This window comes from Gilliamella sp. B3783 (genome assembly GCF_026536125.1).
In the GTDB taxonomy this organism is placed as follows: Bacteria; Pseudomonadota; Gammaproteobacteria; order Enterobacterales; family Orbaceae; genus Gilliamella.
Genome location: NZ_JAFNOU010000005.1, coordinates 88462 through 103788 on the forward strand (window position 1 = coordinate 88462; position 15327 = coordinate 103788).

Here is a 15327-nt window from a genome sequence, read left to right on the forward strand (position 1 = left end):
GTTTGTGATGACAATAACTATCGATAATAAAATTACTTTAAGTAACAATATAGTAATGCCACAACTTGGTCTTGGTACTTTTAAATTAACTGAATTTGAACAAATATCTCAAGCAATTAAAACCGCTATTAAAGTAGGCTATCGTTCTTTTGATACCGCGCAACTTTACCAAAACGAAAAACAAATCGGTCAGGCGATTAAACAATGTGGTATCGATCGTAGTGAATTATTTATGACTTCAAAAGTGAGCAATGCCAATCAAGGTTACAAAAAAACGTTAGCAAGTTTTGAACAATCGCTAAAAGATTTACAACTTGATTATCTTGATCTGTTTTTAGTGCATTGGCCGCTTCATCATACTTTTTTTGAAACGTGGCGAGCAATTGAAAAGCTCTATGAAGAAAAACGTGTTCGAGCCATTGGGGTGTGTAATTTTCATATCTCACATTTAGAACTACTGGCTAGCCAAGCAAATATTCAGCCTATGATTAATCAAATAGAAATTCATCCCTACTTAACACAAATAGACTTAGTGCGCTACCTACGTAAGCAAAATATTGCAATTGAAGCATGGTCGCCACTTGCTCACAGTAAAATACTCAATGAACCGGTATTAGTTGCAATAGGCGATCGTTATAATAAGTCTTTATCACAAGTTGCCTTACGTTGGCACTTACAAAATGGTTATATTGTGATCCCAAAATCAGCGCATCCGGATCGAATTGCTGAAAATATTAATATTTTTGATTTTGAACTTACCTCTGACGAGATGAGAAAAATCAATTGCTTAAATCAAAAATTACGCACGGGACCTAATCCTGATGATGTGTATAACAATAATGGCTTTTAATTTATCCAGATATGCTCTTTTTAAAAGTAAAAAACTATTTGTTAAAAAGGTACGGGTGCGCCTACTAGCCATAATACAGTCGGTAATGTGATTAAACTTAATAATGTACTGACTAGGGTCGCACTCGAAACTAATTCAGGATGCGTATCAAACTGGACTGACATTAAAGTGGTATTAGCTGCACTTGGCATTGCGGCTAACACAATCAGTACTTGTTTATAAACCGGTGAAATAGGCATAAAGTAGACCAAACAACAAGCGACAAGTGGTGAAATAACCATACGGGTTAATAGCGAAAATGAGAGTTTAGGGTAATCGAGTTGCTTAATCCGAATTTTAGCTAATTGCATACCTAAAATTATCATAATAATCACAATTGATGAATCACCAATCATGCCAATGGATGTCATAATGGATTTTGATAAAGGAATGTGGCACAACTGGAAAATAATACCCAAAAAAGCACCATAAGCAACAGGCATGCGAATGACTTTATTGATGACATCTTTTTGACTGACAATATCGCTACGAGCACTGCCTTTTGCTGCATAGTAGATACCAACGGTACTCATTACAAATTGTTGTAATACCATCATAATAACACCAAGATCAAAGCCTATTGTTCCAAAAAAAACCAGTAGTACCGGCGTACCATAATTACCATTATTCATAAAACAAGAACTAAGAATCATGGCGCAACGTTCTTTGACTGAATAACGCATGATCAACGACCAAATTGAGACAACACTAACTAATAAAAAACATAAGCCAAAAATATAGACAATATAAAATAGATAGTCTGTTGTTAAGGTGTGAGTATAAAACGTTTTAAATGATAAAAAAGGAGAAAGCACATAAAGCGACATTTTTGATAAATTGGCTACATCAAATTTTAGTGCTTTTTGTGCAATAAATCCTACAACAAAAATACAGAAGATTGGAAATAAAATAATAAAAAATTGCATAAACGATATCTTCAAATTGGTTAATTAATTCATCGAATCAATAGTATTTACTATCGAATTTCGTAATATATTACAAGTATTATCATCAAGTGCATTGTTGTGTTTATCTTTCAAAATAAATAAATCTTCAATATGCTCACCGATAGTTGCGATTTTTGCGCTACTTAATGATAACTCTAGTTTTGCAAATACTTCACCGACACAGGCAAGTAACCCCGGCCTATCTAATGCAATTAGCTCCATATAAGTCTGGCTTTCATTAAAGGCAGATAAAAAATTGACTTGTGTGGGCACTGAAAATGAACGCAATCGCTGCTTAGGCGGTTTTATTGTCACACCTTTATAAACTGGTTGCTGTAAAGCTTTTTCAAGTGATTTTATAATACTGTAATGCCTGTCTGGTTGTAATGTTTGCCCATTTGGTTCTAATACAATAAATGTATCGAGGGCAAAACCTTTCTTATTGGTAATAATTAATGCATCATGAATGCTCAGGTTATGATTATTTAAAATATTGCAAACAGTGGCAAATAGGTAAGGTCTATCCGGTGAATAAATAATTATCTCGCTGCCACCGTGATACGGATCTGGGTTGATTGCTACAAATGTTTGAGTTAAATCATGCTGTAATAGCATTTGCGCATGCCAAACAATCTGTTCAGTTGTATAGCGCAGAAAATAGTCAACACGGTAATCTTGCCACAAATCTTTGATTTTTTGTTCATCGTAATGTTGTTTAAGCAAGGTTTCAAATGCTTCATGTTTGTGTTGGCGAGCAATACTTCGTTGTTCAGGGATATGATGAGCACCTGAGTCGAATGATCGTTTTGCGGTTAAATATAGTTCACGCATTAAACTTTGCTTCCAACTGTTCCAGAGTGTTTCGTTAGTTGCGCACACATCAGCAACGGTTAAACATAATAAATATTGTAAACGGCGCTCACTTTTAACAATCTGAATAAATTCATTAATAACGGCAGGATCTTGTAGATCACGACTTTGGGCTGTGACTGACATAAGTAAATGATAGCGAACTAGCCACACAATTAAGTCGGTATCTTTTGGATCAAGTTTATGTAGTTGGCAAAATTTTTCAACCAGTTTTGCCCCTATTTCAGAATGATCACCATGGTGACCTTTACCGATATCATGAAATAATCCAGTAATGACTAATAATTCAGGTTTTGATAGTTTGGCAAAAACGTTTGAACTGTTCGGGTGTTTTTCTTTACTGGCTTGAGTTTTAAAACTATCAAGTTCAAGTAGCAAGCGAATAGTATGTTCATCAACTGTATAGGCATGGAATAGATCAAATTGCATCATACCAGCAATGTGTTTCCAACCGGGAATATAGACCGTTAAAATACCATATTGATGCATCAGTAATATTGCCTTTTTAATTGCATCTGGGTGTTTAATAATTTTTAAAAATAATGATCTTGCTTTTTCATCTTCACATAGCAAAGTGGTTAACTGTCGCCGTGCTGAACGTAATTGCCTAATTGTGTTTGAGTATAGCCCTGTGATTTGGGGATTAAGCAAGATGGTGTAAAAAAGCTGTATAATCATGACAGGATCTTGTTTGAACAAATTATTGTCTTTTACATCAATCAAGTCATCTCTTGCTTGAAAATATTCATCAATACTATAGCTTTTACTTTGAGCATTAAGTTCAAGTATCGATTCATCAAACAGTTGTAATAACATTTGATTAAGTTCGGTAATATTATGTGCGACACGATAATAATCGTGCATCATTTTTTCAACAGGCGTATTACCTTGACCTTGGTAGCCAAGCATATTAGCAATACTGAGCTGGCGATCAAACAGCAAGCGATTGTCATAACGATTAATCACGCTATGAAGAGCAAAACGCATACGCCAAAGGAACTTGCGACAGGTTTTAAACTCTTCAATATCTTCTGGCGTTAAATAATCAAAATCAGCTATTTTTTTTAAAAACTCACCACCAAAATGACGAATAGCAATCCATTGAATAATTTGCATATCGCGTAAACCGCCTGGGCTATTTTTTAAATCCGGTTCTAGATTATAGCTGGTACTATGATATTGCCGATGTCGTTCTTGTTGCTCTTTAACTTTAGCCTGATAGAAAGCCGCTGAAGGCCAAATTTTATGACTAAAAATCTGTTTTTGCAGCTCTTTTAATAATGAAGCGTTACCACATATTAATCTCGATTCAATTAAATTGGTCATAATGGTGATATCGTTTTTAGCTTCTTGCAAACATGTTTTTAACGTTCTAACACTATGACCAATATCCAAATGTAAATCCCATAGCAATCGAACTAAATCACCAATTCGTTTTTCAAGATCTTTTGTCAGTGATCTATCACTTAATATTAAAATATCGATATCCGATAAAGGATGAAGTTCTGCACGACCATATCCACCTACGGCAATTAAGGCTAGACGGTTTTGCTTAAACAGTGAAGACATTTGCTCGGGAATTTGGTAGTACTGCCAGAGTCTTTTGAGCAAATCATCAATAAATTGACTCCGTAAATGCACTAATATATCAATGTCAACATGTTGTTTAAATTGGCAAACAGACCAGTTTTGAAATTCTTCAAGTTGCTGTTTTATATAGTGAGTATTTATTTGCTCATCGTTAAAATTAAGCGGTGAGATAGGATAACAAAGATTTGCTTCAGCCATAGCGATTATATCAAATCAAAACAATGTAATGCTAATATCCTTACCCGATTTTAGATAACTGTCAAGCAACGGTTGATTGATATAATGATTGACATTGTTAATGTATAAAAAAAGGAACAAGCGCTTGTTCCTTTGGTGAATAGAAAATGCGGATTGACGCGTTTGATTATAATGAGAAATCACTTAAATCATCTTCGTTAATTTCTGAGTCAATTTGTCCCACTAGGTAAGAACTCATTTCCGCTTCTTGTGGGGCAACTTGGACATTGTCAGACACTAACCAGTTATTTATCCAAGGAATCGGATTGGATTTAACTTCGTACGGTAATTTTAGGCCAACAGCTTGCATACGAATATTGGTAATATATTCAACATATTGGCATAAAATGTCTTTATTTAATCCAATCATGGATCCACCTTCAAATAGGTATTCGGCCCACTCTTTTTCTTGATTGGCAGCTTGCAAGAATAAATCATAACAATCTTGTTCGCACTCTTTAGCAATTTCTGCCATTTCGGGGTCATCTTCGCCGCTACGTAATGTATTTATCATGAATTGAGTACCGGTTAAGTGAAGCGCTTCATCACGTGCAATAAGTTTGATTATTTTTGCATTACCTTCCATCAATTCGCGTTCAGCAAAGGCAAATGAACACGCGAAGCTAACATAAAAACGAATGGCTTCAAGCGCATTAACACTCATTAAACATAAGTAGAGTCGTCTTTTGAGTTCGCGCAGATCGATGGTTATGGTTCGATCGTTAACGTTATGCTTGCCTTCACCCAATAAATTATAGTAGCTAGCATAGCTGATAAGATCATCATAATAACCAGCAATATCGCCTGCTCGTTTTTGAATTTCTTTATTGGTGACAATATCATCAAATACGACAGAGGGATCGTTAACAATATTACGAATAATGTGTGTGTATGAACGTGAATGTATCGTTTCAGAAAATGACCAAGTTTCAACCCAAGTTTCGAGTTCCGGAATAGAAATAAGTGGCAGTAAAGCAACGTTAGGGCTACGTCCTTGGATTGAATCGAGTAAAGTTTGATATTTCAAATTACTGATAAAAATATGCTTTTCGTGTTCAGGTAATGCTGCATAATCGATACGATCTTGTGAAATATCGACTTCCTCAGGACGCCAGAAGAAAGACAGTTGTTTTTCGATCAGTTTTTCAAACATTTCATATTTTTGCTGATCATAACGGGCAACGTTAACAGGTTGGCCGAGAAACATTGGCTCTTTAAGTTGGTCATTATGTACATGCGAAAAGGTACTGTAATTCATACTCATAAAAGAACTCCTAACGGGTTTTTTGTTGCTTTTACCGCGACCTTTCGCGACTGCAAAAGACGAGGAAGAATTTTTAGAGAAAGGTTTAAGTTTCTCTAAAACTATTTTTTAGATATTACTGCGTAACATCGAATGTTGCTTAAATTTTGCAAGCTCCGCCTTCACAACCATCATCACTTGCTGTTAGCGCTATATCACCTTGAATATCTTCGGCACCATCACGTGTATTATGATAATAAAGTGTTTTTACCCCAAATTTATAGGCTGTCAATAAATCTGCTAATAGCTGTTTCATTGGAACTTTATCATTAGGGAATTTAGTCGGATCGTAATTAGTATTAGCTGAAATAGACTGATCAATAAATTTCTGCATGATACCAACTAAGTGTAAATAACCCGTATTATTTGGTATTTGCCAAAGTAATTCGTAAAAGTTTTTTAAGTCGTTATAATCCGGTACCACTTGCTTTAAAATGCCATCCTTTGACGCTTTAACACTAATATAGCCGCGAGGAGGTTCAATACCATTGGTGGCATTAGAAATTTGTGACGACGTTTCAGAGGGCATTAATGCTGATAATGTGGAGTTGCGTAATCCAAAAGTTTTGATCGATTCTCGCAAGGATTCCCAATCATAATGTAAGGGTTCTTTCGTAATGCTATCCAAATCTTTTTTATAGGTATCGATTGGCAAAATCCCTTGAGAATAAGTTGTTTCATTAAATAATGGGCATGCACCTTTTTCTTTGGCTAAATTATTAGATGCCTTAAGCAGATAGTATTGCATGGCTTCGAAAGTGCGATGAGTTAAATTATTGGCGCTGCCGTCGGAATATTTAACGCCATGTTTTGCTAAATAATAAGCATAATTGATGACACCAATACCTAATGTCCGACGGTTGATTGATGAATTTCGAGCGGCAGGTACAGGGTAATCTTGATAATCAAGCAGAGAATCAAGCGCGCGAACGGTAAGATCTGCTAATTCTTCAAAGTCATCGAGTGATTCTATTTTACCTAAATTAAATGCAGATAAAGTACAAAGTGCAATTTCACCCTGTTCATCATTAATATTATAAAGAGGCTTGGTTGGTAACGCGATTTCCATACATAAATTGGATTGATGCACGGGGGCAAGCTCAGGGTTAAATGGGCTGTGCGTATTACAATGATCGACATTTTGGATATAAATACGACCAGTAGATGCGCGTTCTTGCATCAAAAGTGAAAATAACTCGACAGCTTTCACGATACGTTTGCGAATATTTACATCTTGTTCATATTGCTGATAAAGAGACTCAAATTTATCTTGATCAGCAAAGAAAGCATCGTAGAGCCCAGGCACATCTGATGGGCTAAATAGTGTTATATTTTCATTTTTAATAAGGCGTTGATACATTAATTTATTAATTTGTACACCATAATCTAAATGACGAACCCGGTTTTCCTCAACTCCTCGGTTGTTACGTAATACAAGTAAACTTTCAACTTCTAGATGCCAAATTGGATAAAATACCGTAGCTGCACCGCCTCGTACGCCACCTTGGGAACAAGATTTAACCGCTGTTTGGAAATATTTATAAAATGGAATACAACCCGTATGGAATGCTTCACCACCGCGAATTGAACTACCTAATGCACGAATACGGCCCGCATTGACACCAATACCTGCTCGCTGAGAAACATATTTAACAATGGCACTTGCCGTTGCATTGATTGAATCTAAACTGTCATCACATTCAATTAAAACACAAGAACTAAATTGTCGCGTAGGGGTACGAACACCAGCCATAATTGGCGTTGGCAGTGAAATCTTGAACGTTGACACTGCATCATAAAAGCGTTTGATGTAATTTAGACGTGTATCTTTAGGGTAATTGGCAAAAAGACAAGCGGCAACTAAGATATATAAAAATTGTGCGCTTTCATATATTTCACCTGTTACACGATTTTGTACTAAGTATTTACCTTCGAGTTGTTTTACCGCTGCATAAGAAAAATTCATATCGCGCCAATGATCGATTATTTTATCCATTGCTTCGAACTCTTCTTGCGTATAATCTTCAAGTAAGTGTTTGTCGTAGCGTTTAGTGTCGACTAACTTTTTGACATGTTCATAAAGTGGCGGTGGTGTAAACTGATTATAAGCTTTCTTACGTAAATGAAAAATGGCTAAACGAGCGGCTAAATATTGATAGTCAGGGGTTTCTTGCGAAATAAGATCGGCAGCAGCCCTTATGATTGTTTCGTGAATATCGGACGTGCGAATGCCGTCATAGAATTGAATATGTGAGCGCAATTCAACTTGTGATACTGAAACATTTTCTAATCCTTCGGCTGCCCAAGTGATGACTTTGTGAATTTTATCTAGATTTATGGGTTCTTGTTTACCATTTCGTTTTGTTACGAGTATTGATTTATTCATTTTTTTATCCAGTTTATCCCGTATTTCAGTGGGAGTTATGATAATTGATATTTATCAAAATATACAATATATAGTACCTATTAATCATTTTATTACTATATGTAGTGTATTTATTAAGCGATAATTAAAATTTTTTAGTTAAAATCAACTATAATTATGTTCAAAAGGGTGGGGCAGTTAAAAAAATGAAATCAGCGAAAAAGGGAGGTGAGAGCATAAAAACATGCAATTATAGGAATGATAAGATCTACCTATGGATAAGTAGATCTAGTTTAAGGGTAAGTATACTTTTACCATTCTTGACCTGGAGGTATAGAAACACATACACCATTTTTATCTTCATTCTCGTTTGCACGGCAATGATATTTAGCATTATAAGTGTGCATATCACAAAATGTACCCGGTTGATGTGTTTGAGCATCAATGGCTTCTGGATCCCATACATACCAGCGACTAAAAATATTAGATTGATTTTTAGCCGGTCCATATGAACCCGGATATTTATCCTGACTAGGGTCGCCCCATTCACCAAATAAAGAACCAATTTCACGCGTATAGTCAGAAGAACCAGCCTTATTACCATAAGGCGCATTACTTAATTCTTTGGGTTCAGTTATGCGATAGTTACCTGGCTTATCTCTACATTCGGCAGCTACCGCTTCGGCAGTGTCTCTGACGCCAATGATATTGCCTTTGCTATCTAGAGCTTGTTTCCAAGCTTCATACCATTTTTTTATTTTGAATCCATATCTGATAGATTTATGAGTGTTTTTATTTTTCCCTTCTATGATAATTGTAAACCCATCAGAATTCATAGCTTCGACATATTGCCAAGCTTGTTTTGAATCTCTAGCTATTGGTGTATTTAAATATACCGTAACTGTATCACTATTATTGGTAATCGTTGCAAGTTCACTCCCTTGTTTTACCGACCAATCATAGTTATTAGCAAGCCCATTTTGGGCCAAAAGTAAGTCAAACTTAGCGCCATAAAATCCCGTAGTTGGAAAGTTTTTGTCTAAATCTGTATTTGATTGAATTAAAAAACCAAAATTTTTATTCCATTGGTTTTTAGCACTATTAGCGGCTGTAGATGGCGTTAGTTCTGGTTTTGCGTAACAAAATCCAGTATCTTCTAAAACAGTATACATTTTCGATGGTTGCGTAATAAAGGTCTCGTTAGGATATTCATTATCATCGGGTATACCAAATTTTGAGAAAAGAAGTAAGTCTGCTGTCAGTTTTACTTTATAAGGACTGTACATTCCTTTTTGTGATAAGGAACAAAAAGTATCTGTTGCTGTAGGTATAAATTCAACTAATTGATTTTTAGCATTGGTATAATACCAAGTCATAGTGATTTTATCTTTAGCACTTAAAAAATCGAGTTGATCCCCATCGTTATCATAATATTGGTTTTCGTTAGGTTGTTTTATTGGGGCTATTTTAAATTTATCTTTAAATGGATAACTTGTTTGCAGGGGAATAGTATCGACTTCGCTACCGTAGTAATTGAGATCATCAACAGTTAAACCGAAAAGCTCAAGATCATCGATATTATTTTCTATTTCGGTAGACAAAGATGGACGCATACCATGAATGATTTGCACTGTTTGTGACGTTAAATAAGCATAACCTATTGGTGAAAATTGTAATAACAGTAATAATTTACAAATTATTTTTGCTAGTTTTTTAACATTTAATTGATTCACTTTTATATCCCTTTCCATCACTAATTATCTTTACTTAAAATTAATTCATTGTTATTTATGATGTTATTTTTGTAATTTTATTAATAATGCTAATAAATTTTTATCATGTTCAATAAATCAGCCGGGATAATTATAATTCAAATAATAGGTTTAGTCGATCAATAAGATCGTAATGATCGTTAATTCCTTAAATTGACACGTTATTATTCAAAAATATGTTAAAAAATAGTTATATAATTAATAATTTAGTGTAATTAATAAAAAGCCCCACGACATAAAAATATGCTATTGGGGGGTATTGATATAAAAAGTTATTTGTTTAGCGGTAAAAAGAAAGGAGGGTCTTGATACGAATATCAATTTGTATCACTTTCAGCAACAGCCGTACATACCCCCGCTTTTCTATCTGTTTCAGCGGAACAGTGATATATGGCGTTGTAGGTATGTAAGTCACAATAAGCTTTTTTATTCGGGTCGTATAACCAAATTCTTTTGTATAACGTTGATTGCGTTGCCGCTGGGGCCCAAGAGTTTGGGTAAGCGGTTTGTGATGGATCGCCCCATTCACCAAGTAATGTCCCAATTTCTCGAGTAAACACGACTCTAGTACCAACGACATTAGATGTGGCATTACTGACTTCATCAGGGTAGCTGATACGATAATGTCCATTTAAAGTTTTACATGCTTTGGCTATATTCGGTGCGGTATCTATTGTTGCTTTCGGCATACCAATATTGGCTTTATTATAGCCTGAAAACCATTTAGTTAACGTAAACATATAGTTAAGGTTATAGTTTGTCGTCTTATTGTGACCTTGAATAAGCACTTTATAACCCGTACCTGATCCGATAACATATTGCCAAGCTTTACCTGTATCTTTAGCTTCATCAGTATCAAATGCAACGGTAATCTTATTTGAAGTTGGATTTACCTTCACAGTTGCAAGCTCACTACCTTGGATAATTTTCCAATCATAATTGCTGGCAAGTTCCTGTTGATTAAGTAACAAATCAAATTGAGCGCCATAAAAACCCGTTGTGGGAAAGTTTTTGTCAAATTCGCTAACGGACTGAGTCAAAAATCCATTTTTTTTATCCCATTGATTGGCAGCACTAGCGGTTGCTGCTGTAGGTAATAATACGGGTTTTGCATAACACACACCTGCTTCTTTCAATATTGAATAAGTTTTAGCAGGATGAGCAGAAATAAGTTCGTTGGGGTATTCGTTAGCATCGGGATCACCAAATTTTGAAAATAGAAGCAAATCAGCCGCTAATTTAACTTTATAGGGACCCACGATTTTACTTTGTGCTAATGAACAAAAAGTATCGGTCGTTTTGGGTGTGAATTGCACTAATTTATTTTGCGCATTGGTATAGTACCAAGTCATTGTAATATCATGAACAGCGCTTAAAAAATCCAGCTGATCACCATCTGGATCGACATATTGGTTGCTATCAGGTTGTTTAATATTTGCAACTTTAAATTTATTGATAAATGGGTAACTTGGCACCAGGGGTATGTTATCGACTTCTTCATTGCCATAATAATCTAATCCCTCAAAGTTTAAGCCAAATAGTGCTAAATCATCGATATGTTGTTCGATGTCTGAAGATAAAGATGGATGACTGCCATGAATGGTTTTAACTGTTTGTGCGATTAAAAATGCATAGGTTAGTGGGGGAAAGGGTAATAAAAGAACGAAAAAGAAAATTACTTTGAACTGCTGTTTATTCATTAAACTGGTCACTGCTATATTCCTTATATTACTTTTATTATATCTATTGCTGTAAAAATATATTGGTAAATCGAAAATAACGAGCGGCGCGGATTATATCTAAAGCAATAAAATTTGTCTATTAATAAATTGAAATTAATAAATAATACCTTTTTTATGGGGTGGATTTTAGGGTGCAAGGTAAGAATAGTTTGACTAAAAATAGCGAAACTCGATTAAAAAGATTATTTTTTTTGAGTTTTATAACGTTGATTTGGGCTAGCTTGATTTTGTGCATCTAACCAGGCAAGTTTATCAGCATAATTTTTTTCAGCACCACGTTCAGTAGGATAATAGTATTTGCTATTAGCCATTTCTGGTGGAAAATAATTTTCGCCAGCAGCAAAGGCATTGGGTTCGTCATGCGCATAACGATATTGTGCACCATAACCTAACTTTTTCATTAAATTCGTTGGCGCATTGCGTAGGTGTTCAGGAACGTCATAATCGGGTTTTGATGTTGCATCTTTCATCGCTTGGTTAAATGCAGAATAAACAGCATTACTTTTTGGTGCGCAAGCAAGGTAAACAATAGCTTGTGCAATTGCGCGTTCTCCTTCTGCCGGACCAACTCGCGTAAAACAATCCCACGCGGCGAGTGCCACTTGCATGGCTCTTGGATCGGCATTACCAACATCTTCCGAGGCAATAGCTAATAATCGACGAGCAACATAAAGCGGATCGCCACCGGCGGTAATAATTCTTGCATACCAATAAAGCGCTGCATCGGGTGATGAGCCTCGAATCGATTTATGCACGGCCGAAATAAGATCATAATAGCGATCACCTTGATTATCGAATCTGGCACTTCTTTCACCTATCACTTCTTTAAGTAATTCTGGCGTTAGTGCCTGACCATCAGACATATCGACTAATAATTCAAGTGTATTCAGTGCGCGCCTAGCATCGCCACCTACAAATTCGGCAATCTGTTTTTTAGTTTCGTCCGGTAAAATAATATTTCGATTACCATATCCGCGCTCAGGATCGTCCATGGCTTGTTGTAAAATCAGCTCTATATCATTATTGGTCAAGGATTTTAGCAAATAAACTCTTGCTCTTGATAGTAATGCGGAATTTAATTCAAATGAAGGATTTTCTGTTGTTGCACCAATAAAAGTGACGGTGCCATTTTCCACATAAGGTAAAAAAGCATCTTGCTGGCTTTTATTAAAACGATGCACTTCATCGACAAATAAAATTGTACGAATCCCTGCTTGCTGATTAATTTTAGCGCGCTCAATCGCTTCTCGAATATCTTTAATACCTGACGTTACAGCAGATATTCTTTCAACTTTGGCATTGGCATGATGAGCAATAATTTCGGCTAATGTTGTCTTTCCCGTGCCTGGTGGACCCCACAATATCATGGAGTGTAAATTGCCTGCTTTGATAGCTTTAGGTAATGGTTTATCTTCGCCAAGTAACTGAGATTGCCCGATATACTCCGATAAATCCCGCGGGCGCATCCTAGCCGCTAACGGTTTAAATTCATCAGTGCTAAACTCAAAAGATAGGCTAGGCATAGTAAATATTTATCCAAATTTATAAAATTGGAGCTATTATATACTGCTTATTGGTTAAGTGAAAAATAAAAGAAAATATCTTTCTTAGCTAATTGAAAAACGTTAATATTTTAAAATAATTTTGATCTCACAATTAATTTAAATATTGCCAAATAAAAATAAAAGGATTAGGCATGAAAAAGATTTTAGTGTTAATAGGGTTGTTGGTTAGTGTATCGGCATGGGCAGGCGATAAAGAAGTACTGCAACAACGTTTAGACAAAATAGATGGCTTTTATGCGCGGTTTTCTCAAGATGTGAAAACCGCTGATAATCAAGTAGTACAACAAGGTAAAGGGGATTTGTGGGTAACAAGACCTTATTACTTTAATTGGACAATGAATGAACCAGATGAAACATCTATTATTTCAGATGGAAAAAATATGTGGGTCTATACGCCAGCGGTTCAGCAAGTAAGTGTGATGGATTTAAAAAAGGCTGTCGATAACCGATTAATGTTACTTATTACAGATAGCCATAATCCTATTTGGAATGCGTATAATGTCACACGAAAGCAAGACTCATTTACATTAAAACCAACAGATGGGACCAATCAAGACTTTGTTATCTCGGTGTTACCAACAGGCATGATTTCTAGTTTTACGATTATTGAAGAAGATGGACAGCGCAGTTTTTATGATTTGTCGCGTCAAACACTTGGCAAAGTTTCATTAGAAAAGTTTCAGTTTACTCCACCTGCTGGTGTCACCATTGATGACCAACGATAATTATCTAGAGTAATAAAACATAATAACAGATAACAAGCTGGCGAAAGGCACCCGCTTGTTACTATGTGTATTTGATTGAATTGACATTGATAATTATTTTGAACATTAATGAAGAAGATTATTCATAATCTTCTTCATTAATACTCACAACAGGATTATCGGAAAATAAATAGTGGTCACGTTTAGTTTCAAAATCCTCACTTGCCGCGTCAAATAGCATTTTTTTGGTGTTTTCTAAATGTTGCCACATAGCTAATTTAGCCGCTTTAGGATCGCGATTGATTAACGCTTCTAAAATTTTATCGTGCTCTTCCCACCAACTTTCAATGTCCTGTTGTTTGACATGTTCGTGAAGCTTTTTCCATAAAGGATTTAAAGTTCTTTGTTGCCATGCCTCTTGCACAATGGTTATCAGTGCCGTGTTACGCGTTATCATGGCAATTTGGGTATGGAATTTTAAATCCCAATTAGAATCACGATAATGATCTTCTTTTTTAGCATTATGCTGAATTTCTAATAAATTGACGATATCATCTTTGGTGATCTGTGTGGCAGCAAATTCTGCAATATTGCTTTCAATAAGTTGACGAGCTTGCAGTAATTCAAATGGTCCAGTTGTTGCAAAATTCAAACCAACTGGAGAGTCAATAATATTAGATTGCATACTGTTAGCTATAACATGAATACCTGACCCTTTTCGAGCATCAACAAACCCTTCAACTTCCAGCATTATAATGGCTTCTCTAACTACTGAACGGCTCACTTTTAGCTCTTCACAAATTAATCTTTCCGAAGGTAATTTGCTACCCACTGGGTAAATACCTTTAATTATGCGGTTTTTTAATTCGGTTGCGATAATTTGGTAAAGCCTTTGATATTCGTTTTGTTCTTGGGCCATGATGACTTTGATATAGCTCCTTAATTAATCATCGCCTTAAAATAACATCTAATTGCTTGGAGTTAAATAAGATTGTTTCATTTTTTTCACATAGAACACCAATCATCAATGTTGGCAGACAAATAAAAATCCTATCAGATATTTTTATGTTTAAATTATGTGATATATGTCAACTTTTTAAGTTATCAGACATGTTATTATGCCGCGCATTATTATATTGGGCGTGGTGAAAAGTATAAAACAATAACAATCTGCGTTGATATGTGATCACTTTAATAACGATAAGAATAATACTTGGTCATCTAACACCTAATTTGATAGCTGTTGGCATACCTGTTTTAAAAGCAGTGATAGATATGACAACGCAACACTATTGTTATGTTGTTGCTGTGTATTGGGCTTATTAAATCATTATCCAACCGTG

Annotated in this window: 10 protein-coding genes; 2 read left to right on the plus strand and 8 right to left on the minus strand. The window is 35.4% G+C overall.

Annotated elements, in window-relative coordinates; all coding sequences use genetic code 11:
- Nucleotides 1–7 precede the first annotated feature (7 nt).
- Nucleotides 8–850, plus strand: coding sequence for an aldo/keto reductase (locus J3U59_RS06285; protein ID WP_267333768.1), 843 nt, complete (start codon nt 8–10; stop codon nt 848–850).
- A gap of 41 nt (nt 851–891) precedes the next feature.
- On the opposite strand, the gene J3U59_RS06290 is transcribed toward J3U59_RS06285, so the two are convergent.
- The 7 genes from J3U59_RS06290 to J3U59_RS06320 all read right to left on the minus strand — a co-directional run bounded on the left by J3U59_RS06290 (nt 892) and on the right by J3U59_RS06320 (nt 13238).
- Nucleotides 892–1815, minus strand: a complete 924-nt coding sequence (locus J3U59_RS06290; RefSeq protein ID WP_267333767.1) for an AEC family transporter — start codon at nt 1813–1815, stop codon at nt 892–894.
- A gap of 24 nt (nt 1816–1839) precedes the next feature.
- Nucleotides 1840–4494 carry a bifunctional uridylyltransferase/uridylyl-removing protein GlnD gene (gene glnD / locus J3U59_RS06295; RefSeq protein ID WP_267333766.1) on the minus strand — a complete coding sequence of 885 codons (2655 nt, stop codon included), beginning with the start codon at nt 4492–4494 and terminating at the stop codon, nt 1840–1842.
- Nucleotides 4495–4660: 166 nt separating this feature from the next.
- Nucleotides 4661–5791 carry a class Ia ribonucleoside-diphosphate reductase subunit beta gene (nrdB, locus tag J3U59_RS06300; RefSeq protein ID WP_416379594.1) on the minus strand — a complete coding sequence of 377 codons (1131 nt, stop codon included), beginning with the start codon at nt 5789–5791 and terminating at the stop codon, nt 4661–4663.
- Nucleotides 5792–5936: 145 nt separating this feature from the next.
- Complete coding sequence (gene nrdA, locus J3U59_RS06305; RefSeq protein ID WP_267333764.1) at nt 5937–8222, minus strand: class 1a ribonucleoside-diphosphate reductase subunit alpha; 2286 nt, start codon at nt 8220–8222, stop codon at nt 5937–5939.
- 290 nt (nt 8223–8512) lie between these two features.
- Complete coding sequence (locus J3U59_RS06310) at nt 8513–9934, minus strand: hypothetical protein (RefSeq protein WP_267333763.1); 1422 nt, start codon at nt 9932–9934, stop codon at nt 8513–8515.
- A 356-nt stretch (nt 9935–10290) separates the two neighbouring features.
- A complete protein-coding gene (locus J3U59_RS06315; RefSeq protein WP_267333762.1) occupies nt 10291–11685 on the minus strand; it encodes a hypothetical protein in 1395 nt (464 codons plus the stop codon).
- A 212-nt stretch (nt 11686–11897) separates the two neighbouring features.
- A complete protein-coding gene (locus J3U59_RS06320) occupies nt 11898–13238 on the minus strand; it encodes a replication-associated recombination protein A (RefSeq protein WP_267333761.1) in 1341 nt (446 codons plus the stop codon).
- A 173-nt stretch (nt 13239–13411) separates the two neighbouring features.
- On the opposite strand from J3U59_RS06320, the gene lolA reads away from it, so the two are divergent.
- Nucleotides 13412–14005 carry an outer membrane lipoprotein chaperone LolA gene (lolA, locus tag J3U59_RS06325; protein WP_065633124.1) on the plus strand — a complete coding sequence of 198 codons (594 nt, stop codon included), beginning with the start codon at nt 13412–13414 and terminating at the stop codon, nt 14003–14005.
- Between the two features lie 118 nt (nt 14006–14123).
- On the opposite strand, the gene exuR is transcribed toward lolA, so the two are convergent.
- Complete coding sequence (gene exuR, locus J3U59_RS06330; protein ID WP_267333760.1) at nt 14124–14903, minus strand: transcriptional regulator ExuR; 780 nt, start codon at nt 14901–14903, stop codon at nt 14124–14126.
- Between the last annotated feature and the right edge of the window lie 424 nt (nt 14904–15327).